Raw genomic sequence first — 24,317 nt, 5'->3', positions numbered from 1 at the left:
GTCAAAGAAGAATCATCGATATATGAAACCTGTGGCCCGGAACCTGATCGGCGAAATTAATAAACCTATCTTCATAGCGTTCAACAATATAAAAGGTAAAAACGCATTGTTGCCGCTACTTATTTTGGTTTTTCTGTCTGTTTCATCATGCGGACCTTTTGTAACACCGGCGGCTGATCCGGATGCCCCGGAAGAACCTGACTGGATTATTCCCGAAGGCCCGGTGCAGGAGCTCAGAGAGCTGACCTGGGATCTTCATCATCAAAAATTATGGGTCCGTTTCAACTTTGAGCGCGAGCAGGTCATTGGTCAGACTGAAATGCTGTTCACGAGTGACATGAAACAGGATGAATTGATTTTTGATGCTAAAACAATGGAGTTCGACTCTGTATATGATGTCAGAAGCAATCAGAAATTTGAATACAGGCAGGATTCCGCCATCGTAACGGTCGACCTGGGAAGTGAATTCGAGGAAGGGGACACATTGGTTCTCGGTATTGACTTTGTCTCGTCTCCGCCGGAGAGAGGGTTGTATTTTGTCAATCCCAGAGGTGAAGATCCCGTAAAACCAACGCAGGTCTGGACTCTCGGACAGCCGGAAGACAACAGTTTCTGGTTTCCGACCATTGATCACCCTGCAGAAAGGGCTACGCAGGAAACATGGATAACAGTTCCGCCGCATTTCAAGACATTGTCCAACGGCCTTATGAAAGAGAGCCGAATGGAGCCCGGCGATTCGCTGCGCACGGATTACTGGCGTCTGAATCAGCCCCATACACCATATTTGTTTGTTCTGGCAGTGGGAGAGTACGATATCGTGGAGGAACTGGAAGGGGATATACTCTACCGATATTATGTGGAGCCGGAGTTTGCCGCTACTGTAGACCGTATTTATGAAAACACGGCAGATATGATTCTTTACTCGGAGAAAAAGACGGGAATTGCCTATCCGTGGGACCCGGTGTATTCCCAGGCTCCGGTTCATGATTTTATTGCAAGGGGTATGGAAAACACGACAGCTACGCTTCTTTATGATGCTGTCCAGTTTGATGAGCGTGCTGCCCGGGACCTGTCAAATCAGGACCTCATCATGCACGAGATTATTCATCAGTGGCTCGGCAATTTGGTAACGGCAAAAAACTGGGCCAACCTGCCACTCAATGAAGGTTTTGCCAACTATTTCGAATCGTCATACCGGCTGCATAACAACGGAAGGGATTCCTACTTGTGGAAAAATCAAAATGACAGGATCACTTATTTCAACGAAGCGGAAGACTATCGTCGGCCGGTGATTTTTAATCAATACCAGGTTCCGGAGGATATGTACGACAGGCATACCTATCAGAAATCCGGCCAGATACTCCGAATGCTCCATGATTATCTTGGTGATGAAACCTGGTGGGAAGCGGTCCGAACATATGTTGAAAAATTCTCTTTTGATGCTGTTGATGTGTATGATTTGCAACAAGTTTATGAGGATGTAAGCGAAACTGACCTGGATTGGTTTTTTAAACAGTGGTTCCATGAGCCCGGCCATCCGTCGCTTGAGAAAGAAGTTTCCATAAGGGGAAACAGTGCTGAAATGACTGTCTATCAGGTTCAGGATACAGCACGACAGCCGGTTTACCGGTTGCATCCGGAAGTGTTGATCAAAGCTGAAGACGGCAGTTTTGTTGAAAAAGTAAAAATTGAAGAGATGGTCGAGACATTTTCATTTGAGGCAGATAGTGAAATAACGGATGTGATCATTGATCCGGACAGAGTGCAGCTTGCGGAGTACTATATTGATCCGGAGCTGGATCAGTTAAAACATCGCCTGGATGATGACCGGCTTCTGGTTCGATCGGAGGCTCTGGCTTTGCTGCCTGAATATCTGGAGAATGCCGATGTCAGAGAAATAATCGCCAGAATGGCCAGAGAAGATGAGTTTTGGGGTATTCGAATGACGGCATTCGAAACTGTCTCAGAAACGGCTGGCTATTTTACTGAAAGACAAGCACTTGATCTGGCATTACATGCAATATTTGACAATGAAAAGCGATATGAGGTCAGAAGTCAGGCGCTGGAAATACTGCCGGGACTTGCTCTCGATGACGAAGAAATGCGCCTTTCAGTGCAGAAGCATCTGATATCCATGATGGAAGACACCAGTTATTTTGTGTCAGCTGATGCTATTGCTTTGACCGGGGAGTTATTTCCGGAAGAAGCTGCTGAGCTGGTATCAGCATACAAGGGACAGTCATCGTATCAGAATGTTATAAAAAATGCTGTAGTTGATGCTTTGATTATGTCTGATACCGATGAGTCGCGTGAGATGCTGATGATGCTGGCCGATGAGCCGGGCGATTTTCGTTATAGTTATGATGCACTTAGTCATCTGTCTGCTTTGATCCCTGAAATGGACGAAACCATGAGGCAGGAGATCCAACCATTATTCATGGAACGTATCGGAGATCCGTACGCAAATTACCGAATGCTTGCTTATCAGGCAGTTGTAGAATTGGGAGTGATTGAGGCTTTAGATGATCTTGAGCAAGCGGCCGATCGCTACGGCATATCTGAAGAAGAAAAATCTGAAATCAGAAGAGCGATCAGGGTACTCGAATTTGAGCGTAACGAGCTGGATGGATGACCGGTAGCTCACCGGTGAATGAGACAAGGATTTTATGGTACTGATTGGGAACGTGCAGGATTGTCGCATAATTAATATTATGTAAAGTCGTGATATAACAAAAACTATTCTTCATGACTCTTTATAAATTGATCGCTTACTCTGCATGGTCAATCAAGACTGCTGTTTTTCAGTTTTCCTCTCTCCCATCTGATTTTGCAATCCGGAAAAACAAATGTAATGTCCGGTTATCAAACAAACCAGTTCTCTTTTTTTTCGTAAATATCGGTAATACTTTTTTCAAGCTGATGTACCTGGTTGTACCCGACGGTAACAATCAGGACCCCTGATGACACGAAAAGTATCCAGGCATACCTTGGCAAGGTGAAAACAGACTCGGGCAGCCAATAGAGAATAAATGTTATGAAAAAAATAAAGATTCCAACCAGCAGATAACCATAATCACTGTTTTCATATGTTTTGTAGCTGAACACGAGTAAGCAGATTATTATGGCACCAAACTGATATAGAGCAACAAGCCAGTCCTTGAACATGCCGGTATCAATGATAAACGGATAAACAGCTATAAGCAAAAGCGGCAGAAATGTAAAAAGCCGCGGAAACCGGGAGAAAACCGGTTTCAAATCCCTGATTAAAGCCGCACATGCTGATAATAAAAAGGAAACACTGAAAATGGTTGACCAATCCGTGATAAAACTGGCACTCAGGACGGAAAAAAAGCCTTCCAATGGCCACGAAATACCGATAAGAGACAGAAATACAGCAGATATTCCCAGGCAGAAATGAAAAATCCGTTTCGTTAATGAATAAAGGCGAATAAAGTTGATCGTAGCATAAAAAGCTACAATGAACAAAATGATTTCTGAAAAACCTGTCATATCGAAAAAAAATTATAATTAACCGATGCGTTGATTAATTACGATCGGTTTCTATGGATAATACCCTCTCAGCTGCTTCTTTGAGCTGTTTACGTTCAAAAGATACTAAATCATACATTAGCTTGTGCAGATAGTCCCGACCGATGGCATCTGATTTTTCACGCCGGGTTTCTTCCCCTTTGTTCAAATACCTATCAAAAAACAAAAGAAGCTCCTTTCTTTCACGAATAATATCATCAATTATTTCTGTCGCATTGCTTTGTTGCAGTGATTCAATATCCTTTTCAGAAATAACCAAGGCCGGATTCCCGGGTAGTTCCGGCAGGCTTTCAAATTTGGCTGAACTGTTAAGCTGGTCTGCGGCTCTTTTGAGGAATTTCCGCTGAATCAGACCGATCCTACAGATCATATCAAGTATGGAATCCTGCTGAACAGGACGTTCATTATAGGGAATGGAGCCGATAACCGACTTCAAGGCCTCAAGTTCTTCTGCCAGGTAACGAGCATCATCAATAAGATTCTCAACGCTGGTTCTTTGATATGCTTGTGTCCTATTCACGGTCAAGCTCCGGCTGCTTTCCCTCCTTTCGCTGTTCTTCAATCATTTCCACCAGTGAAAGACTGGTTTCCCAGCGCTTGTCCCGATTGCGGACCGAATGAATATTGTTTTCTTCGTCGAAGTTCCAGAACTGACCAAACTGCTGGTTTTTGTATTCTCTGAGATAATCCAGGCGTTGCTTCAGCTCCTCTTTGGGTTTTAAAAGCCTGGATTTGTCATATACAGCTTCCTCTCTGGTGGCAAACACAAGGTCATAATCTTTGCTCATGACAATGGCCTCTTCGGGGCAAACCTCTTCACAGTACCCGCAATAAATGCATCTGAGCATATTAATCTCAAAAAACGTCGGATAGCGTTCTTTTGGATCGTCACTGTTCTCCGATGCCTGCATGCTGATGGCAAGCGGCGGGCAGGCCCGTGCGCAAAGCCCGCATGCAACACAGCGCTCCTGGCCGTTATCTTCTACCAAAACGGGTCTTCCGCGAAAAATATCAGGCGGATCAAACCGCTCTTCCGGGTATTGCATGGTGACTTTTTTCTGAAACATCTGCTTGAACGTGTACCCGAGCCCTTTCAGAATTTCGGGAATATACAGTTTTTCAAGAAATCCGAGTTTTCGTTCGTTGGCAGAATTGCTGAGGACAGCGTTTTTTCTTGGTTGTTCCAGATTTTCGGGCATAGCCATTACTGATATTTATTGTGCAGAGAATAAGTATCATTCCGGTTTAAAACCGGCATGATTGAAAAAAAGATCATTTAAATAAAAATAACGCATGTGGCCTTTCATTCAAAAAAAACATGAAAAAAGCCATGCTATTTCTCCTTGAAAACCATAGTCACGGGAACACCTTTGAAGCCAAACTGTTCCCGCAGCTTGTTCTCTATATATCGTCTGTAATTGGCAGGAAGTTCCCGCGGCATGTTCATGAAAAAAGAAAAAACGGGAGGTTTATGCTTGACCTGGGTTATGTACTTGATACTCAGCTGGCGCCCTCTTTTAAAAGGCAGTGGTCTCTCGGCGGTAATTTCCTTCAAAAACTGATTAAGTCTGGATGTCGGAATTTTCTTTTCCCTTTCATCCAGAACGATCCTGCATTCATCTATGATGCGGTGGATTCGCAGTTTATTTGTTGCTGAGATGGTTATAACCGGGACATATTTAAGGTTGGGAACTTTTTGATAGATGGCATCGATAAATTCTTTTGCGGTATTGGTTTCTTTTTTTACCAGATCCCACTTGTTGAGGGCTATAATCATGCCTTTGTTAAACTGTTCGGCGATTCTCAGAAGACGGACATCCTGGACTTCAAATCCCCGGGAAGCATCAACCAGAATTACGGCAACATCACATTCCCGGATACTTTTTTCGGTCCTGATCATACTGTAGAATTCAATATTGTCGTGTACCCGTGACCGCTTTCTGAGGCCTGCTGTGTCGATTAATGTATAGGTTTTCCCCTCATATTCGAGCCTGCTGTTGATGGAGTCCCTGGTGGTTCCGGCGATATCTGTTACAATGCAGCGTTCATCTTTCAGAAGTGCATTGATCAGACTGCTTTTTCCGACATTGGGTCTGCCGATAATGGAAATTTTCGGCCACTTCTCTTCACTTTCCACCGATTCTTTATCAGGAAATAATTCAACCAGCCTGTCCAGCAGCTCCCCCGTTCCGGATCCTGACAGTGCCGAGACAGGAAACAGATCATTAAACCCAAGTTTGTAAAACTCGGGAGCATCAAGCGCTTTTTCGGAATTATCAGATTTATTGGCTGCCAGAATAACAGGCTTATCCTGACGGCGCAGCAAGTCGGCAACCGTATCGTCCTCCCTGCTTATACCCTTCTGCACATCAGTTACAAAAACAATGACATCCGCCTCTCTTATGGCAATTTCTGCCTGAGCCCGTATGCCGCTTACGATGGCGTCCGACTGACCGGGCAAATATCCTCCCGTGTCAATTACGGTAAAGTCACGGTCATTCCAGAAGCTTTCACCATAGTGTCTGTCCCGGGTTACCCCGGAAATGTCATGAACGATGGCCTGTCTTTCACCGAGAAGCCGGTTAAAAAGTGTGGATTTGCCGACGTTCGGGCGACCTACAATAGCAACAACTGGCAGCATGGCTATGAAACTCCTGTGTGAAAGAAATAATTTTTGAGCATTTTTTTATATCTTTCCAAAATACGCATCGTTTTATCTGTTTAAAAATTTTGTATAAGACATTCATATATAATGACCATGCCGGTTAAATGGTTTTTGTATAGCAGTCAACGTCACAAGCCCATTTCATAAGCAAAAACCACTATGCTTCAACTTGTTCACGACCAGTTTGGTACAGTAGGCACCATTCTGGTAGCCCTGTTTTTCTTTACCTTGCTCATTCTGTGGGTGGCGGCAATATCGGGCATTCATGAATATCCGTACTCCGAAAAGCGCAAACTGCTTATCACTGTGTTGTTTATCATCTTCCCTCCCTACGCATTTTTCTGGCTGGCCAAGGATATGTACCGCCAGTATCGTATTTTGAAAATGGAAAAATAGCCGGTCATTCACCAAGACGCTTTTGATCAGGCTCTTCGACCAGCTTCCAGGTTTCGAGTATATATTCCGGGATATCCTCGAGGAAACGTGACGGATTGGAAAAAAACTCTCCGTAACTGCTTTCTCTGGTGACCGGGTAGGAAATAAACAGGCGCTCCCTGGCGCGTGTGCATGCTACGTAAAGAAGGCGCAATTCTTCATCCAGTGCGGAAGCATTCTCAACGGCATAACCGGATGGCAGAACCCCGTCAAGGCATTGTATGATGAATACAGTGTCCCACTCCAGGCCTTTGGCCGAGTGAATGGTAGTGAGCGTCAATGGCGGCTCGTCCTTGGCCGATGCTTCTGTCTCCATTGCGGAAGCATCAAGAGGCTCTAAAGTAAGATCCTGCAGTAACTGATCCAGACCGGTGTAATTCCTGCTTAGTCCGGCAAAAGCTTCAAGATCCTTAATGCGCTTAGGATGGTCGTCGTACCGGTTTTCGCAAACAGGTGTATAATAGGCTATGATTCGTTCAAGGGCTTCTGACGGCTTGTTTTTTTTGGTACTTATATCTGAAAGTGCTTCCGAGAGCTGATCAATCTGTTTTTTGTAGCTCTTGCTTGCCACGTCAGCCTCTCTCAGACCACGGTTTTTATTCAACCGAAGCCAATTGACGAGCTCGGATGCTGTTTTCGGACCGATGCCATCAACGAGCATGAGTATTCTGTTCCATGCAATCTGATCTTCGGGGTTAACTACAACCCGAAGATGAGCAAGCACATCACGGATATGAGCCGCTTCGGCAAACTTTTGTCCTCCGAATTTTCTGAAAGGGATGTTCAATTTGTTCAACTCCCATTCCAGATCGTAGGAATCTCTTCCGTTCCGAAATAGCACAGCCATGTCATTCAGGGGTATTTCCTGTTCTCTGAGCTGCAGCAGCATTTGGGCAACGAAACGGGATTGCTCATTCTCGTTTGATGCCTTGACGATTCCCGGCAGATCACCGCTGGACCTGCGGGTATAAAGATTCTTGTCAAACTTGTCATTCGCTTTGTCCATCAATGAGTTGGCAAGCTTAAGTATAGGCTCTGCCGAGCGGTAGTTTTCTTCCAGCTTCAGAATTTTGCAGTTGTCATACAAATCTGGAAATGCCAGAATATTCTTAAAGTTGGCACCGCGGAAGGCATAAATACTTTGAGCATCATCTCCCACAACCATCAGATTTTCATGTACCGAGCTGAAAAGCGCCACAAGATCTGCCTGAAGGTTGTTTGTGTCCTGATATTCATCCACCATGACATAACGGTTTTGTGAGGCTACCTTGCGGCGTATGTCATCATTTCCGCTGAGGAGCACTCTGGTCTGTGTCAGCAGATCGTCAAAGTCCATGACTCCGTTGTCGCGTTTGTACCGGTTGTACCGGTCAAAAAGTTCAGCAACAGCATCATGATGCTCCAGAAACCGTGGATAACCATCAGCCAGAACTTCATACAATGATCGCCGGGTATTAATCATTGACGAAAAGATGGCCGAGAGCGTCTGTTTTTGAGGAAACCGCTTGAGTCGCAGGTGATGATAATATGTGGACCGGATATGGTGGATGGTGTCCATGGCATCGGATTGGTCCAGAAGAGTGAAATTGCGGGGATAGCCCAGTTCTTCAGCATATCGGTGGAGCAGCAGGTTGCAGTAATGGTGAAATGTCCCCCCTCTTACTTTTTTGCAGCGATTGTCCAGAACATCGGTAGCGCGGTTCAGCATTTCTCTTGCAGCCCGCCTGGTAAAAGTCAAAAGCAGAATGGACTCCGGTGGTGTTCCGTCTTCAACCAGGCGGGCAACCCGATAGACCAGAGTTCTTGTTTTTCCGGTACCGGCCCCGGCTATGACCAGAGCGGGCCCGTCATCATGCATGACCGCACCAAGCTGCTGCGTGTTAAGCTGCTCACGGTATGGAATCTGGTAGTTGCTGCTTCTTTGTGAGCGGTTGTCTGTTTGCAAAATAAACTTCTTCATGCCGCAATATATGTAAAATATATGTTATCAGGCAATACAGGCAGCAAAACCACGAGTATTTGTCTGCCAATCATGGTTTCCCGGCTTTTTACGGGACCGGAATCAGAATTATTTTCAAACATAATCGCAGTAAAGGTGTTATTTTCATAAGAATGCAATGCATTGGCGGCCGATACCTGTCTGCCTCCTTGTGCACAAACGTATCAATCCGAAGTCCCCATTCCATGATGTATTTTTCGCCGGAATCCCCAAAAGCGTTCACAAACACCCGGGTAACTGGTCTTTTAGTTACCGCCGTGATTACAATAGTAATATTAACCCAGTGCGGCGATGCGGATCCGGACCGGGAGGCCAACCGTTTGTTTGTTGAAGCATACCGGTTGTCTGAAGAGGCCTCAAAGTTGGAAGAAAATGACCCTGTGGCTGCGTTTGAAAAATATAACCGTGCCCTGCAAAATATTGACAAAATAATTGAAGATTTCCCGGATACCCCTGTCGCTGTTGACGCAACCCAGCAGCGAACACTTATCGGCGATATGAGTATAGGCAAACTGAGGTTAACCGTACCACGCATGAAGGCGAGGGCCTCTTCTCTTGATGATTTTCATTCACTTGCAAAATATTTGTCGGGGCGTCACAAAGAAGTCCAAAAAGCGGAGCATTTAATTGAATATGCCGGGTTTCTGCATCGTTTTGACCGGCGCGACCTGTTCGATGAGATTGTATCAGAAGTAACGGACCTGGCTGACAATCATTGGAATACAGAAATCAGTGATCCGGTTTACAATCAGCTTTCCGGACTGTATGCCGGAACCGGAGACTGGAACAATGCCATACAGATGGCCGATCAGATTCAGAATCTGCGTTTAATCCGGGATGCTGTTGAGCACATGATTGCAAAGGGTTTTGTTGCAGAACGGAAGGAAGATGCCCCGGGGCAACTGTCAGATTTAATCTCTTATCTTGAGCCTAACGATCAGTTGCACGTAAGGACAAAACTGGCCGTTGACCTGCTGGAGTCCGGAAATCATGATCATGCCGTAAATCTTATAAGTACCGGTGTGCCGGGAGTCGATGAGGAAGGAGCACTGGAGCGGCTTGAAACATTGAATGAGCTGGTGACCATTCTTTCAAGGCACGGAAAATTTGAGATTGTTGCTGAAATCATTACAGCTATTGATGAGATAGATGAGGATTATACCGGCTTTGCACTGAGAGAGAAGGCTGTACAACTTTACAGACAGGGGAAGCAAGAAGAAGCAATGGAGATTGCCACATCTTTCGGACGGGATTATTTCCGCCATACCAGCCTTTCGAAAATTGCAGTTCAGCGTGCAGAAACCGGCAGGGTATCTGATGCTTTGACATTGCTTGATGACATACCCGGGCAATTGGCGGAAAAGACAGAGTCTCGGCTTCAAATTGCTTACATATTGTCGGATTTTGGTGATTATGAAAGAAGCGATTCACTTATCGAAATTTCAGTACCGGAGATAGATGCACTGGAATCATCTATTGACCGTGCCCGTGGTCATCTCACACTCGCCGATATTTATACCATGAGAAACGAGCGTTCCAGGGCGGCCGGCGCGCTTGAGAATGCGGAGAGACATGCCAGGGACATTTCCGGCTCGGAGAGCATGAACGCTGTCACAGACGAAATTTTCCGGCTATGGGCGGATATCGGCAGGCCTGACCGTGCACTGGATGCCGCGACCTGGTTTCGCATGGATCACGAATCATTTGAAGACCGTGTTGACGAACTGTTCCGGCATGCTGTTGAAAGAGACTTTCACGATCTCGCAAAATCACTTGCCGGTATTACTGACAGGCGCGCCTATTTTGAATATAAACTGTGCTTAGTTTACCTGGATTCCGGCCGCACTGTCCGGGCAAGACAGCTTGCTTATGAAATTCGCAATTTTGAGTGGCGCACCAGGGCGGTTGCAGACTTGTCCGTTGAACTGAAACGAAATGATGAAGTTGCCGCATCAGAGAAAGCTGCAACAGATGCCCTGCAAATGCTGAACAGGATCAGAGATGCTGAACGTAAAGAGGGAACTTTGCTGCATGTGGCAAAAAGACTGTCAGCATCCGGACTTGCAATGAATGAAGAAAGAAAAACGTTACTAAAAGGACTGGTCGGTCAATTGGACCATTAATATCATTATAAAAGCTGTCTTTGTCGATGCTATTCAATCGATTATTGCCGGGGTTATTATTTCTGCTCATTTTGGTAACAGCCATCACGTGCACGCGTACGATCCAATATGTGGGCCAGGAACCAGGAGCCGGGGAATATCTGACTATGCCCCCGCCCGGAAATGTATCAGCATACCTTGAAAAGATGCATGATTCGGTGAAGCGGATTACAAGCACAAGCTATTATAAAACCTATGTTTTTGATCAGGACGATATGATAACGCATGATATCCTTGACCGAGCAGAATCCATTGATGAATATGCCGTTAAAGTCGTGGAATCTCATTCATCATCATCAGGTTCTGCGGTTGTAATTCACAACAGAAATAACAAAATCGGATTGATTACTGCTTATCATACGGTCAGTTCCCCCGACCAGATGTTCGAGTACTATGATGAAGCTTCATTGTTTCTTGAAAGTGTAACAATCAAGCAGCGTCAGGTGAACTGGATGTTTGACTCTCCTTTCATGGGGACCTTCGATGTGCTTGCAAGTGATGAGGTGGCGGATCTGGCGGTCATTGGAACGGAAGTTGATGAAGATGATCTGGATGTTCCGGCGTCCGAATTTTTCCCGGTATTTCCGTACAAGCTGGGAGATCCGGATAAGCTTACATTGGGCACGTTTGTTTATACACTTGGTTATCCCAGAGGATACGAAGTTGTCACTCCGGGCATAGTGAGCAATTCCGGCCGGGATCGTGGTCATTCATTCATTACCGATGCCTTGTTTAACCGGGGGTTTAGCGGAGGGGCTGTAGTGGCTATAAATGGCGGATTGCCTGCATTTGAATGGGTTGGTCTTGCACGTTCCGCCTCAGCTACTCGGGAATGGCATGTTGTTCCTGATGAAGACAAGGTTGAGGAGCATAGCCTTCATTTGCCATATACCGATGATTTGTTTCTTGAGCGCAGGTCAAATATTGATTACGGGATCACCCATTCCATATCGGCAACACGTATTCGTGATATGCTCAAGGAACACGAGAGAGCACTTTCTGAGAAAGGTTACCGGATTGATATCGAGTGATCAGGAGAATATTTCCTTTTCGTAAATGGTGTTAATTATACTGCTAAGGTCTTTTGCCCCCACCGGTTTACCCAGCAAAGCCAGTGGTTTCAGTTTTCTGATCTGTTCTCTGTTCTTGCCATTCGGTGAACCGGTGATAAAGATTAGTCCCGGTTTGCAGTTCGAAGGCAAATTGCGAACGGCTTCAATACCGTTCAGCTTGCCGTTGAGTTCTACATCCACCAGAAGCAAATCCGGTTTGTGTTCCAAAGCGCTTCGGGTCAAGTCTTCTCCTGAGTCCAGTATGTCGACGACTTCAATATCAAGCCTTTTCAGCTGATTACGCAGAAATAAACTGATAATGAAATCGTCTTCGATGATGATAGCTCGTTTCATGTGTTTATAATTTTGGATTTATATCGTCACATGTATTGGCGAGTACAGCAGTTACAATGGCATGATGCTACTGTTCGTTTGCCAAACTGTATCAGCCCGGTAGTAATTTTGATTTAAATAGCACTAATTCGTTCGATCCTGCCGAACCCTCTTGTCATAAGACAAGAAAAAACAGAGACTCGGAGCATCATTTTTGTGACGTTGATTGCCAGTTATCTCACGTCACTTTCAATGTAATTGATTTTTCCAAATATAGAAACATGATGAAAAAAATTTAATCCGGTTTCAGATGAAATTACCGGAACATGGCATTAAGTTCATCCAAAGACATGGACCGGATGGTGGGCTTGCCCAGCGGATCTTTGAAAGGCTCATCACAGGCAAAAAGCTGGTCAACCAGAGCCTCCATCTCTTCTGCGGAAAGTTTTTTTCCTCTCGGAATGGCAGCCTTGTTCGCCAGGGCCAGTGCAACGCGCTCTTTTTCATCCAGTTTCAGCGAAGCGGTCATACTCTTGTACTGTTCCATTATGGACTCAAGGACATGCTGCTCGTTGTCCAGGCGGATATCAGAAGGAACCCCGAGTATCATGGCCGAATTGCCGCTTAAAAGCTGAATATTAAAACCCATGCGTGTTATTACGGGCTGCAGTTCTTTCAGCAGGCTGAAATCAGTGGCAGAAAAGTTGATATTCTTTGGAAAAAGCAGTTGCTGGGTACTGGGTAGTCCGCTGTCCGCCTCACTGAGTACCTTTTCATAGATAATTCGCTTGTGGGCAGCATGCTGATCCATGAAAAACAATCCGTTTCTCGTCTGTGAAAGGATATACTGATGATGAATCTGCGTGAAGCCACTGTCGCCCACCTTTTTTGATGCATGCCCCTTATTTTCGTGAGTATCCGAACCGGAATACCCCTGTCCGGGGAATGGAGGCGTTATTTCTTCACTGGAATCAGCCGCAGGACCGGATCCGGGGCCGTAAAGCCTTGCCCCGATATTATGACCAGGAAATACTTTGCTAAAGCCATGGTATTCCTTCCGGAATGATTCGGAAGGACGGGTTGTGCCTGATCCCCCCTCCTCAGATGGTTTCTGCCCGAATCCATACCGGAATGCATCTGCAAACCGTTCTGATTCATCAGTTTCGGGATTCCAGGCCGGCACTTGCATATGGGCATGCAGCGATTTTTTTACCACGGACCTGGTAAACGTCGAAATGGTTCTCTCATCTTCGAATTTGATTTCCTGTTTGGTCGGATGAACATTGACATCCACCATTTCCGGATCGACTTCAAGGAAGAGTGCATAAAAAGGATACTGTCCGGGCTGTATCCAGTCTCTGTAGATTTCCTGTATGATGTAGTTCAGGTGCCGGTGATAAAACGGGCGTCTGTTGATAAAAAGAAACTGCTCACCTCTCGTCTTTTTCGCGAGTTTGGGGTCAGACAACAGGCCGGAGATGCGCACAAGACTGGTTGATTCCTGTACCGGTATCAGGCTCGCCTTGTATGATGCTCCGAAAAGTTCTGAAATACGTGTCTCCAGATCCTTGGGGTGCAGTCTGTAAATAATTTCTCCACCGGCATCCAGATCAAATCGGATTTCCGGATGAGCTATGGCTGCCTGGTGAAAAGCAAGCAATATGTGGCGGAACTCAGTGGCATCTGTTTTGAGGAAAGCCCTGCGGGCAGGCACATTGTAAAAAAGGTTTCTTACCGTAACGGTGGTACCGTTGTCGGCCGCTGCAGGTTCCAGCCTGATTTCCTCGCCGCCCCTGATTTCATATTCTGTACCGGTCTCATCTTCTACCCTTTTGGATGTAACGGTGACCTGGGCAACAGATGCTATCGAGGCCATGGCCTCACCTCTGAACCCAAGAGTCCGAATTCCCTGGAGCTCCTCAACGCTGGTAATTTTTGATGTGGCATGCCGCAGAAAACAAAGCTTGATATCCTCAACAGACATGCCGCATCCATTATCACAAACCTGGATCATTGTCCGGCCCGAATTTTGCAAAACCACGGCAATATGGTCACTTCCGGAATCTATGGCATTATCAAGCAGCTCTTTTACTACAGAAGCCGGCCGCTGCACCACTTCTCCGGCAGCAATTTTATTGGAGACTTCTGGTGGCAGAATGTGAATGAGTGTTTCGGAAGAGCCGGATGTTGCCAAAATTGATACAGCTAAATTGAATCAGAATATTTGGTGGTAGTGATGAAAAAGTCTTTTGCGGAGCGGAATTACGTTTTTCAGGTGATTATCCAAAGGATGAAAAACAGCAGCAGTGCATAAAGGAGTATGGAGCCGCTGCTGCCCCTGCGTGTCAAACGACGGAACTTAATACGCTCCGGCCGCATCGGATCCGGTTTATAATACCGGTAATTGTAATTAAATCGCTTGTGCCGGGGCCGTCTGCCCATCAACGGAGATAACATATCCTTGCATTTGTTTGTGATATAACCAACTACGAATTAAACGGGTTCGTAGTGTGTCACATAGAAGGTAATATACTAAATCCGGACTCTAAGAGGAACACCTTGCCATTTCCATTTTTTTTCGAACGGGCAATCAAAATCTCTGTGAGTCGGCAACAGAAGCTTAAAATCAGTGGTTAGCTCTTAATTCATAGTTTTTTATATTTCACCATCATTTAAACAGCCAACAAAAATCTTACAGATTACTACCGCTATGAAATTTGAAAAAATTACTGTGCCTGAAACCGGCAATGCTATTGGTGTTAAAGCTGATGGTACACTGGACGTCCCCGATCATCCCGTTATCCCCTTCATTGAAGGTGACGGAATCGGCACGGATATCTCACCGGTAATGAAAAAGGTTGTAGATGCCGCCGTCGAGAAAGCTTATGGCGGTAAAAAGAAAATTTCCTGGATGGAGATCTACGCAGGTGAAAAATCGGTTGCGCATTACGGTGATAACACCTGGCTGCCGGATGATACACTGGAAGCCATCAAAGCGTACCGGGTTGCGATCAAAGGACCGTTGACCACTCCTGTCGGCGGCGGTATCCGGAGTCTTAATGTGGCTCTCCGCCAGCTTCTGGATTTGTATGCATGTGTCCGGCCCGTAAGGTACTATAAAGGCACTCCGAGTCCGGTGCGGCAGCCTGAGCTGACCGACATGGTCATATTCAGGGAGAATACCGAGGATATTTATGCGGGCATAGAGTATCAGAACGGAACGCCGGAAGTGGAAAAGGTTAAAAAGTTTCTGATTGAAGAGATGAAAGCGACCAATATCCGTTTTCCGGATACGGCTTCCATAGGTATCAAGCCGGTTTCTGAAGAAGGTACCAAACGACTGGTGAGATCGGCAATCGAGTATGCCCTTGAGCACGGCCGCAAAAGTGTTACGCTTGTGCACAAAGGCAATATTATGAAATATACCGAAGGCAGCTTCAAAAACTGGGGTTACGAACTTGCGAAGGAGGAGTATGGTGCCAAAGAGATAGATGGCGGACCGTGGTGTGAACTGCCCAGCGGAGTTGTCATCAAGGATGTGATTGCCGACGCTTTTCTCCAGCAGATCCTGACGCGTCCGGCCGAGTATGATGTCATTGCCACGCTCAATCTGAACGGCGATTACATTTCGGATGCACTTGCAGCCTGTGTTGGCGGAATCGGTATTGCACCGGGCGCCAATATCAATTACCAAAGCGGATTCGCACTTTTCGAGGCGACACACGGAACGGCTCCCAAATATGCAGGACAGGACAAGGTCAATCCCGGTTCGCTGATATTATCGGCCGTTATGATGCTTGATCATCTGGGCTGGCCGGAAGCGGCAAGATTGATAGAGAACGGCATGGAAACGGCCATCAGCAACAAGGAAGTGACTTATGACTTCGAACGGCAGATGGATGGTGCCAAATTGCTGAAGTGCTCGGAGTTTGGAAGCAAGATCATTGAATATATGAAATGAGCATGACCTGGTACCTCCGGGTTACAGGTTCATGATTCAACACGGTCATTGAATTCCGGATGACTCATTCCGGGATGTCTTCAAGCACCCCGGACATGTCATCTTTCATGTATTTATGCCGTATATAGCACCGGACTGTCTCCCCTTCAGCATAATACCAAATGGTTTCAGAGGGAGAAAGATCCCCGATTTCCGAATCATGGTCAAACAGCAAAGCTGATATGTACCGGTCTCCGCCCTGGTCAGATGCAGAAGCTGTTTCACCATGGTCATCGCGGGAGAACCGTTCATCCAGCAACAGAGACCATGCGGCTTTGGTTTGTTCCTCCATGGACCGCATTGCTGCTGATCTGGCACCGGAAGAGTCAGCTGCCACGGCTGATGTCATCACATATACCGTATCTCCATCAACATAAACCGGGTTTACGGGATCGTACCATTCAGGCAAGTCGGGATCCGGTTCCTCTGCCACTTCTTCTTCCGGTTCCTCCGGCTCCTCAGCCGGCTCTTCAACCTCATCATCAGAAGTCAGTGCCTCTATTTGTTCACAGGAATTCAGCAGTACCAGGGACGGGGTCAGGACAAGCAATAAAAAGATACTAAGACGGGAGTTCATAAACAGTATGAGTTCAGTAAGTTAGTTAATATGCAACAATTCGCTTTCTAGAGTTCAATTTCAATAGTTTCCCCGTCACGGTACAATTCAAGTGAAATGGTTTTTTCCGCACTTCGGAGATCATTCATTACCTCAGACAATTCATCGAGACCGGCCGGTTTTTTATTGTTGATTTTTTGGATGACATCCTCCTGCTGAATACCGGACTCATATGCGCTGCTACCGGGCTCTACACGAATTACAACCAGTCCGTATTCAGACAGATTTTCTGAAACCGGCAGCTCAGCTACCGTGAAACCGGATTCAAAAGTGGACTGCCGCACCCCGGACTCTTCATCCGGATCAAACCGGAATTGCTCATCACGTCTGGGTTCGGGATCGGCACTGGCCCATTTTCTGACAGCTTCATCCTCTTTTCCAAGCAGAGGAAAAGCAATCTCTTTTTCAGATCCGTCGCGCCAGACTTTCAGGCTGACTTCATCTCCCGGCCGGAGCATGGCGATTCGTTCCTGCAGCCGGTTTGCTTCACCGACAGTGTGGCCGTTCACGGCAAGCACTACATCCCCCCTTTTCAACCCGCCACGGTCGGCGCTTCCCTCCGGTGCCAGGTTGCGGATCTCAACACCTTCGACCTTGTCAAGTCCGGCTCTTTTGGCGCGGTCATGATCCAGCGAAACGATTTCCACCCCCAGATATGCCCTTTGAACCTCGCCGTGTTCAATGATATCCTGTCCGATTTTCATCGCGAGATTTACCGGGACAGCAAAACCGTATCCCTGATACGATCCGCTTTCCGAGGCAATTGCCGTATTGATTCCAACCAGTTCGCCCCTGGTGTTGACCAGCGCGCCGCCGCTGTTGCCGCGGTTAATTGCTGCATCGGTCTGGATAAAGCTCTCGATACGCATACGATCACTGATGATATCGACATCTCTTCCCGTCGCACTGACGATGCCGGCGGTGACGGTCGACCTGAGTCTGAACGGATTTCCTATGGCCATAACCCAGTCCCCGATGCGGACATGATCCGAGTTGCCGATGACAATGGCGCTGGTCTGGTCCGAATTGATTTTTATTACCGCGAGATCTGTCGATGGGTCACTGCCGATGATCTTCGCATCATGCTCTTTTTTATCGTGGGTCATCACCCTGACGCGCCCCTCGGCACCCTGAATAACGTGATGATTGGTGAGTATGTACCCGTCACCGGATATCAGAACACCGGAACCGATGCTTTGTGCTCTTTGACGGGGAAGAAACCGTTCCCAGAACCGGTCTTCGAACTCATGGAATTCATCATCGGGCATATCACGATCCACGGAAATCTCACTTTCTATGTAGACGACGGCCGGGATGATCTCTTCGGCTACGTCATTGAATAAAAACGATGGGGAGTAGCGTTCTTCGCCCTTAGCCGGATCAATGGGTTCGGTACTTCTCTTTACATCGGTATACCGGACTTCCACGCGTTCAGGCGGCATCCATGAGCCCCGGTAAATCATAAACAATATGCCGAGCATCATGCCGGTCAGCAGCAGCAGTATAACCGTCAGCAGTTTTTGGTGCAGGGGCATGGGTTCAGAGAATTTGTTCGAAAATGGTATCCGAGCGACGTGGTCTGACGCCTTCCAGATGATACTGAAAATAGACGTCAAAGTGGTGTATCAGATTTTTGATATCAGTGGCCGGATAGGGTTCAGTTAGCAAAAGGTTTTTCCTGTTATTTCTGATACAACGCAGATAGTGTACCTGGGATTTTGTTAAAAGAAAATGCATTTGGCCTGCCGGAGTGCAGGATACGGACCCGTTTTCTACATTCAGGTAACATTTTTCAGGTACAGGTGGTTCATCGCTGCCGGGAAAATCTTCATCCCATCCCATGCCGATTCCTACAAGCTGAGCGAGACGGAACTGAATGTAGGGAAACAGGTTTTTCGGATTTTCATTCGTCCCGTGCAACCAGGCCAGAAACTGACACAGAAACGTAAATACCTCCGGCATGGGTTCATGGGCATGGCAAAGCTGTTCACACAATTCAATTGTGCCGAGACCGACGGCCATCTTCCCGATGTCTTTATGGATATTCCATGTAGGTGTACCTATGGAAACGTCACTGAGATTCTGAACTTCTCTGGTGGGCTTGTAATAATACGATGCCTCAAGGATACTTCCGGGCTCCAGCAAGCCCCCGAATTTGTTTTTGTTTCTCCGCGCCCCCCTTGCCATAACAGCAATCTTGCCATGCTTCTGACTCAGCAGCGTCACAATAAGACTGCTCTCGCTGTAACTTACCGATTTGAGTATAATGACGGGTGTGTCGACGACCATGGCTGAATAATCAGAAGCGGATCCAGTTCCTGTCTTCCAGAACCTGCACCAGCGACGGGAGATAGGTTAGCGCAGAGAACAGCGTCAGTCCTATTCCGGTTACGGCAAGTACACCGATAGAGTTGAGGCCGGGATGCTGTGTGAGCAGCAGGCCGGCAAAACCCAGCATAGTCGTGAAGGATCCTATGGTAATGTGCTGACCGGTACTTTTCAAAACGGGAAACATCTTTTTCTTCCCCTCCTCACGGTATCTGTTGGCCAGGTGCACACCATTGTCGTTTCCAATTCCCAGAATAGCAGGAAGAACAACAAGGTTGTACATATTGAAGGTGAGTCCGAATATCATCATGGCGGCAAATGTCCAGCTCAATCCTATCAGCAGCGGCAGCATCGCAATAATTGACCATCGCAATGAGCGGAAACCGATGTTTACCAGTATAAATATCATAACAAATGTTGCCACAACCATATAAGGGCTCTCATCTCTCATGAGTTCCAGCATCTCTGCTGCCACAATGGAGGTACTGGCGGCGTGATAAACGTTGCCTTCAGGGGTTTCTATACGCCCAATCTCATTTTTGAATGCGATGGATTTTCTTCCGTCCGAAAGTCCGACTGCCGGATAAATCATTACAAATCTGCCGATTTCACCATCTCTTGTGAGGAATCTGTTCTTGAGAAAATCCGGAACATCTTCGATATCCAGAGGTTCGGTAACTTTGGAAGCTCTCCTGAGGATATCTATATATTCGCCTTCCTGATCTTCGAGAAACGGGTCTTCGAGCAGCTCCCGGATTTCGGCAATCTTGCCAAGTTTATGCTGTTCCTCCTCCGGACTGACCGGGAAGCGCTCCTGAAGTGCTTCAACATCCAGAATAGTGGTTTCCGGATTGTCTTCTTTTTTCTGCCGGATGGTTTGAAGGATATTTCTCACTTCTTCGTCAGTATCTGCAAGAATGTAAGCAGGGTTCCTTCGTCCCGTCTGATTGATGTCACCGCGAATATCGCGGAACTCTTCGTACCGGGGAAACTCAGGTTCAAGAACACTGAAGTTGTATTCAAACGAGAGTTTGTCCGTATTGAAAAGAACTGCGGCAACCACAAGAGTTCCGGCAACAAATATTGTCCTGGCGAAAGGAAACTTGGTTCGCTGCTTCTTTGTACCGGTCGTTTCGGTCACATTTGAATTAATAAGAATGAGCTTATAGCGCTCAAATAGTGTGATAATTGCAGGCATGATAAAGAGCATGGCGAGATAAGCCAGGACAATACCGAGTCCGGAAATGAAACCGAACTCGGAAAATCCTCTGAAATCGGCAAAAATGAGCACAAACAAGGCCACAGCTGTCGTTGTGGCACTGGTCATTATTGCAGCGCCTGTACTATCGTATGTGTTAAGCAGAGCGCTTCTGACGGGTTCGCCGGCGGACCGCTTTTCGAGGTAGCGGGCATAGAAGTGTATTCCGTAATCGATACCAAGACCGAAAAGAATGACAAACAGTACTGAGGTCATGGTATTGAGTGTGCCCAGGGCAAAGTAGGTTATTCCGAAGGTCAGACACAAACTTATCAGAAGCGGGATGCCAATGACCATTATGGGAACGGGGAACCGCACAAGATGGGACCAGAGTGAGTGGCGCCTGTGACGCTGATGTCCTCTCCGGTAGTTGATGATCAGTTTAATCATGAAATAGAAACTGACCAGCAGAATGACAGCAGTAATTCCGGATCCGAAACTGGTGATGACATCACTGATGATGGAATCGAGTTCCATCAGATGCCGTTCCAGCCTGCCGCCTGACCGCACGATCATTTCCGGGTGGTATGCCGCAGGGTTCATTTCAGCGATCAGCTCCTCGAACGCATCGAACATATCATCAAGATATCTCAGGTCATTTTGTGATCCGGTCGGGAAGAAGCTGAGAACCAGACTGGTGCTGTCCTGGTTTACCGGGTATTCCGAAGGAACAAGCTCGTTGTAGAGCTCATCAAATCGTCTGAGCCGGTCTTCATCTTCCTTGTCATCATCGAAGTCATCTTCAAAATCGACAAAGAACGGATTCGCCTCGAGCCGCGCCCGCTCCAGTTCGTCTTCGAGATACTCAATAATTTCATCTATTTCATTATCCGTGGCGAGGTAGACGGCATAATCCTTTAAAACTTCAACATCTCTGCGGTATTCGTAACGGTTGACGTAGTTGTCGTTGAACCGGTCGTAGTGCAGCTCCATCGCACGGGGAATAAAATCCTCCGCAAAAGCCTTGTTGGCTTCAAAATCCGGTGAATTGACAACCACCTCAAGCGGAGTTTCCCCTCCCACTGATTCACGGAGTTCATCCAGTGCCTGCACACTTTCATAGTGATCGGGCAGCAGGCTTGCAAGGTCGGTGTCGATAGCGAGACGTGTAGCATAAAAACCGGAAATGACAGCAAGAAGGATAAAGAATATCAGTACCGGTGCCGGATAGCGATAGTTCAGTTTTATAAGGGGCTTTAGCAGGGCGAGTAACTTTCTCATGAATTTAATTTATTCCTGTCTACATCAAAATGGGAAGTAAAATACAAAAAATGATTCCTAACCGGATGCGGCTTTTTTGCATCCCGGATAATAGCTCACAGCAAGCCGGTGCAACGGTAACTGAAAACTTTGCTACACTATCCTGACGGCAAGCTGCGTTTCAAAGTGAGAAATCAAAAATCAAAAACGGTTCTGCAGCCATTCCAAAACACGTTCTCAATTACAAACAGCGCTAACATCCTTTCATGTATAATCGTTTTTTATTGCAATGCGTCAAAAAACGGTATGAAGCAGGATGGCCCGATATATCTGTTCCATCATGTCAATCAAACGTTTAATTTTTCCATCTGTTGTATATATCCTGCTGATGCTGGTGATCAGCTTCATATCTGACACAGCTATCGGGCAGGCCCGTCCGGAGACGCCTGCTGAAGCTGATTTCAGTACGGATAATCCGGAGGGAGAGTTGCGGAAAACAGACTGGTCGGATATGCTTCCCCATACCAAGTCGGGAAGTTATTACAATGAATTCTGGACATATCATGTCTTTCTGGAGGATGACCTTCACCTTCACATCACATTTTCCCTGGCCAATTTCGGATCAATGAAAAGTGCCGTAAGCGGCGGCCGGCTTTTTGTTTCGAACTTCGACGGCGAGAACTACAATGTAGCCAGGGAATTCGATCTTGACTATTTTTTTATTGATGACGAACAACACAAAATCCGCCTTCATACGGGCCGCGACATCTATTTTGAGGGAAAACTTCCTGAACGCCACCGTGTTTATTTCAAGACAGAAAAGGACGGTGTATCCTATCTGATAGATCTGGATTTTGACGACATTCACCCGGGATACACCTGGGGTGACGGCATCTTCAGAATCGGTGATGATGACATGGGAATGTTCATTCATATCCCCCGGGCCTCTGTCAGTGGTACGGTAACTATAAACGATAAAAGCAAGACGGTTCAGGGCACGGCTTATATGGACCACACTTATCAGACAGATTTGTCTTCCAAAATGGTAGACAAAGGTTTCCGTCATATCAGCCATGTTGGAAACGGCTTTGATGTCGGTTATTACATGATTCCGAAAAAGCGTTCACAAGCAGGTGTGGTTGGTTTGGCTTTGCGAAACAGTGCATCTTCGGTACACCTGGAGAAACCAAAAAGTCTGAAGATCGAATCAACTTCCAGACTGGGAGGAAATTCTGTGCCGAAGTCATTCAAAATTGAATATGAATCCGGAAATACCCACATCTTTGAGCGAACGGAGCATTTTCAGCATGTTTCCTTTCTGGAGGAACTCAGTGGTATACGCAAAAGACTGGTGCGAAGGTTTCTTGGAGGCGAAATTATTGAATATGTCGGTAAAGGCAGGATTGACGGAGAAATGCCTGTGAATTATAATATCCAGATGGTGCACTGAGGGGTTGCCCGGGTAAAAGCCGGTCTATGTAAGCGGCAAATATGATTCAGTTGCCTGAAAAGTACAAAGGTGTGTTTGTCATGTAGTTCAGTTTTGTATATTAGATTTATTATGCATTTAAACTGACGGGAGATCCGGAAAAGCAAGACTCATGAATATTATCTACGTACAATCACAGCCTCTTTACAGATATTTTGCCGACAACGGGGAGTTTCTGGAATTTGCAGAGCGAGACAAATGGATGCCGGCATTGACAGTTCAGCGGGGATATCCCAGTGAGCTGTGGGTTGTTGGGAAAGTTCGTGAAGAGAGTCAATGGCAGTATGATGATCTTCCTCCTCTTCCTGTAAAAGTTTTCGAAGCTGACCAGAGAAACGGTGCCCCTGATACGCATACATCAGCTTATATGAATAAATCGGCAGCAGAATCCGGTGCTGACCTGTTTGTCATAAACGGTCTGGAGGGCGGTGCAGGAATTGACCTTGCAAAAAAAGTTCTCATTCCCCGGAAAATTCCGTTTGCCGTAATACTTGAAAACGAATGCTACCATTCGATTGTCAAACACACCTGCGCAGTGCTCTATCAGGCAGAATGGCAGCGTCGGCAGCTGACACGGCGCTCATTGCGTTTCTGGCGGAAAGTTGTGGATCCGGATCAGCTGATCCATCTTCCAAAGTCGGTAGATACCCGGCATTTTACACATGATGCTGATGCAGAGAAAGAGTTTGCCGTTATTGCCTCCGGACGGCTGGATACGGACACGGAAGGCGACTATGATGCTCTGTTTGAATTATCCAAACGCCTGCAGGTTGCCTTTATCGGAGGAGGGCCTCTGTTTGAACGTTACCGCAGGAAGTTTCCGGAAATTACATGGTATGGGAAAACAGCGTATGAAGATTTGCCCGGAATATTGAATAAAGGCGAGCTTTTCTTCCACTCTTGCTACCGGAATTCTCATCCCCAGAGCATAGCAGAGGCAGCCGCATGCGGTGTCCCTCCTGTAGCCTTTGCTGATGTTGTAGATGAGGATATTTTGCCGGACCATATTGGCTTGAGAGTCAGCAATGATAATTTCCTGACGGAAATTGACGATCTGCTTGACAATCCGGAGCGGATGCAAAAGCTATCTCAAGCAGCACGCAGACATGCCACGCAACGGTGGCATCACGAATCCAGTGTTTCTGCGATACGTGAGATGATCAAAATTGTCCGGTCTTCGGTACCTGAGCACATGTCACATAAAAGCCATTTACGGTAAAAAAATTATTGC

General features: G+C 46.6%; 18 protein-coding genes. 7 read left to right on the top strand and 11 right to left on the bottom strand.

Translation table 11 applies throughout. The features are described from left to right. Nucleotides 1-22 precede the first annotated feature (22 nt). On the top strand, nt 23-2,632 hold the full coding sequence (locus tag NATSA_RS06980; protein WP_210511296.1) for a M1 family metallopeptidase: 2,610 nt from the start codon (nt 23-25) through the stop codon (nt 2,630-2,632). A gap of 230 nt (nt 2,633-2,862) precedes the next feature. Here the strand turns inward: NATSA_RS06980 and NATSA_RS06975 are convergent, their stop codons facing one another. The 4 genes from NATSA_RS06975 to der all read right to left on the bottom strand — a co-directional run bounded on the left by NATSA_RS06975 (nt 2,863) and on the right by der (nt 6,190). After that, nucleotides 2,863-3,255: a hypothetical protein gene (locus tag NATSA_RS06975; protein ID WP_210511295.1), complete on the bottom strand. Its 393-nt coding sequence runs from the start codon at nt 3,253-3,255 to the stop codon at nt 2,863-2,865. 289 nt (nt 3,256-3,544) lie between these two features. Next, on the bottom strand, nt 3,545-4,069 hold the full coding sequence (locus NATSA_RS06970) for a hypothetical protein (protein WP_210511294.1): 525 nt from the start codon (nt 4,067-4,069) through the stop codon (nt 3,545-3,547). After that, entirely contained in the window at nt 4,062-4,748 is a 687-nt protein-coding gene (locus NATSA_RS06965; RefSeq protein ID WP_210511293.1) for a NuoI/complex I 23 kDa subunit family protein, read from the bottom strand. Before NATSA_RS06965 ends, NATSA_RS06970 begins: the two co-directional genes overlap by 8 nt. A 134-nt stretch (nt 4,749-4,882) precedes the next feature. After that, nucleotides 4,883-6,190 (bottom strand): ribosome biogenesis GTPase Der, encoded by a 1,308-nt coding sequence (gene der, locus NATSA_RS06960; protein ID WP_210511292.1) that lies wholly within the window; start codon nt 6,188-6,190, stop codon nt 4,883-4,885. A 183-nt stretch (nt 6,191-6,373) separates the two neighbouring features. Here der and NATSA_RS06955 point away from each other — a divergent pair, with 183 nt between their 5' ends. Continuing rightward, nucleotides 6,374-6,610, top strand: a complete 237-nt coding sequence (locus NATSA_RS06955) for a hypothetical protein (RefSeq protein WP_210511291.1) — start codon at nt 6,374-6,376, stop codon at nt 6,608-6,610. A 4-nt stretch (nt 6,611-6,614) separates the two neighbouring features. Here NATSA_RS06955 and NATSA_RS06950 read toward each other — a convergent pair whose 3' ends face one another. Further along, nucleotides 6,615-8,609 carry an ATP-dependent helicase gene (locus tag NATSA_RS06950; protein ID WP_210511290.1) on the bottom strand — a complete coding sequence of 665 codons (1,995 nt, stop codon included), beginning with the start codon at nt 8,607-8,609 and terminating at the stop codon, nt 6,615-6,617. Nucleotides 8,610-8,905: 296 nt separating this feature from the next. Here NATSA_RS06950 and NATSA_RS06945 point away from each other — a divergent pair, with 296 nt between their 5' ends. Continuing rightward, nucleotides 8,906-10,771: a hypothetical protein gene (locus NATSA_RS06945; protein ID WP_210511289.1), complete on the top strand. Its 1,866-nt coding sequence runs from the start codon at nt 8,906-8,908 to the stop codon at nt 10,769-10,771. A 146-nt stretch (nt 10,772-10,917) separates the two neighbouring features. Then, a complete protein-coding gene (locus NATSA_RS06940) occupies nt 10,918-11,841 on the top strand; it encodes a trypsin-like peptidase domain-containing protein (protein WP_210511288.1) in 924 nt (307 codons plus the stop codon). On the opposite strand, the gene NATSA_RS06935 is transcribed toward NATSA_RS06940, so the two are convergent. Both NATSA_RS06935 and mutL read right to left on the bottom strand, forming a co-directional pair. After that, nucleotides 11,842-12,216, bottom strand: coding sequence for a response regulator (locus NATSA_RS06935; RefSeq protein WP_210511287.1), 375 nt, complete (start codon nt 12,214-12,216; stop codon nt 11,842-11,844). Nucleotides 12,217-12,511: 295 nt separating this feature from the next. Continuing rightward, nucleotides 12,512-14,389 (bottom strand): DNA mismatch repair endonuclease MutL, encoded by a 1,878-nt coding sequence (mutL, locus tag NATSA_RS06930; RefSeq protein ID WP_210511286.1) that lies wholly within the window; start codon nt 14,387-14,389, stop codon nt 12,512-12,514. Between the two features lie 516 nt (nt 14,390-14,905). On the opposite strand from mutL, the gene icd reads away from it, so the two are divergent. Beyond that, nucleotides 14,906-16,156, top strand: a complete 1,251-nt coding sequence (icd, locus tag NATSA_RS06925; RefSeq protein ID WP_210511285.1) for an NADP-dependent isocitrate dehydrogenase — start codon at nt 14,906-14,908, stop codon at nt 16,154-16,156. Between the two features lie 64 nt (nt 16,157-16,220). On the opposite strand, the gene NATSA_RS06920 is transcribed toward icd, so the two are convergent. Genes NATSA_RS06920 through NATSA_RS06905 form a run of 4 tightly spaced genes read right to left on the bottom strand, consistent with a single transcriptional unit; the run spans nt 16,221 to nt 21,618 of the window. Continuing rightward, a complete protein-coding gene (locus tag NATSA_RS06920; protein WP_210511284.1) occupies nt 16,221-16,772 on the bottom strand; it encodes a hypothetical protein in 552 nt (183 codons plus the stop codon). Nucleotides 16,773-16,819: 47 nt separating this feature from the next. Then, nucleotides 16,820-18,346, bottom strand: coding sequence for a Do family serine endopeptidase (locus NATSA_RS06915; protein ID WP_210511283.1), 1,527 nt, complete (start codon nt 18,344-18,346; stop codon nt 16,820-16,822). A gap of 4 nt (nt 18,347-18,350) precedes the next feature. Beyond that, complete coding sequence (recO, locus tag NATSA_RS06910; RefSeq protein WP_210511282.1) at nt 18,351-19,100, bottom strand: DNA repair protein RecO; 750 nt, start codon at nt 19,098-19,100, stop codon at nt 18,351-18,353. 10 nt (nt 19,101-19,110) lie between these two features. Further along, nucleotides 19,111-21,618, bottom strand: a complete 2,508-nt coding sequence (locus NATSA_RS06905) for an efflux RND transporter permease subunit (RefSeq protein ID WP_210511281.1) — start codon at nt 21,616-21,618, stop codon at nt 19,111-19,113. A 319-nt stretch (nt 21,619-21,937) separates the two neighbouring features. Here NATSA_RS06905 and NATSA_RS06900 point away from each other — a divergent pair, with 319 nt between their 5' ends. After that, nucleotides 21,938-23,047, top strand: coding sequence for a hypothetical protein (locus NATSA_RS06900; protein ID WP_210511280.1), 1,110 nt, complete (start codon nt 21,938-21,940; stop codon nt 23,045-23,047). 151 nt (nt 23,048-23,198) lie between these two features. Further along, nucleotides 23,199-24,305, top strand: coding sequence for a glycosyltransferase (locus tag NATSA_RS06895; protein WP_210511279.1), 1,107 nt, complete (start codon nt 23,199-23,201; stop codon nt 24,303-24,305). Nucleotides 24,306-24,317: the final 12 nt, after the last annotated feature.

This window comes from Natronogracilivirga saccharolytica, assembly GCF_017921895.1.
Lineage (GTDB): Bacteria > Bacteroidota > Rhodothermia > Balneolales > Natronogracilivirgulaceae > Natronogracilivirga > Natronogracilivirga saccharolytica.
This window is presented reverse-complemented; position numbering and strand designations above follow the sequence as displayed.

What these genes read in the sequence shown, in the direction of transcription:
- NATSA_RS06980 (WP_210511296.1), top strand. Translation starts at nt 23, where the DNA reads ATGAAACCTGTGGCCCGGAACCTGATCGGCGAAATTAATAAACCTATC.
- NATSA_RS06965 (WP_210511293.1), bottom strand. Translation starts at nt 4,748, where the DNA reads ATGCCCGAAAATCTGGAACAACCAAGAAAAAACGCTGTCCTCAGCAAT.
- der (WP_210511292.1), bottom strand. Translation starts at nt 6,190, where the DNA reads ATGCTGCCAGTTGTTGCTATTGTAGGTCGCCCGAACGTCGGCAAATCC.
- NATSA_RS06955 (WP_210511291.1), top strand. Translation starts at nt 6,374, where the DNA reads ATGCTTCAACTTGTTCACGACCAGTTTGGTACAGTAGGCACCATTCTG.
- NATSA_RS06950 (WP_210511290.1), bottom strand. Translation starts at nt 8,609, where the DNA reads ATGAAGAAGTTTATTTTGCAAACAGACAACCGCTCACAAAGAAGCAGC.
- NATSA_RS06940 (WP_210511288.1), top strand. Translation starts at nt 10,918, where the DNA reads ATGCCCCCGCCCGGAAATGTATCAGCATACCTTGAAAAGATGCATGAT.
- NATSA_RS06935 (WP_210511287.1), bottom strand. Translation starts at nt 12,216, where the DNA reads ATGAAACGAGCTATCATCATCGAAGACGATTTCATTATCAGTTTATTT.
- icd (WP_210511285.1), top strand. Translation starts at nt 14,906, where the DNA reads ATGAAATTTGAAAAAATTACTGTGCCTGAAACCGGCAATGCTATTGGT.
- NATSA_RS06920 (WP_210511284.1), bottom strand. Translation starts at nt 16,772, where the DNA reads ATGAACTCCCGTCTTAGTATCTTTTTATTGCTTGTCCTGACCCCGTCC.
- NATSA_RS06915 (WP_210511283.1), bottom strand. Translation starts at nt 18,346, where the DNA reads ATGCCCCTGCACCAAAAACTGCTGACGGTTATACTGCTGCTGCTGACC.
- recO (WP_210511282.1), bottom strand. Translation starts at nt 19,100, where the DNA reads ATGGTCGTCGACACACCCGTCATTATACTCAAATCGGTAAGTTACAGC.
- NATSA_RS06905 (WP_210511281.1), bottom strand. Translation starts at nt 21,618, where the DNA reads ATGAGAAAGTTACTCGCCCTGCTAAAGCCCCTTATAAAACTGAACTAT.
- NATSA_RS06900 (WP_210511280.1), top strand. Translation starts at nt 21,938, where the DNA reads ATGTCAATCAAACGTTTAATTTTTCCATCTGTTGTATATATCCTGCTG.
- NATSA_RS06895 (WP_210511279.1), top strand. Translation starts at nt 23,199, where the DNA reads ATGAATATTATCTACGTACAATCACAGCCTCTTTACAGATATTTTGCC.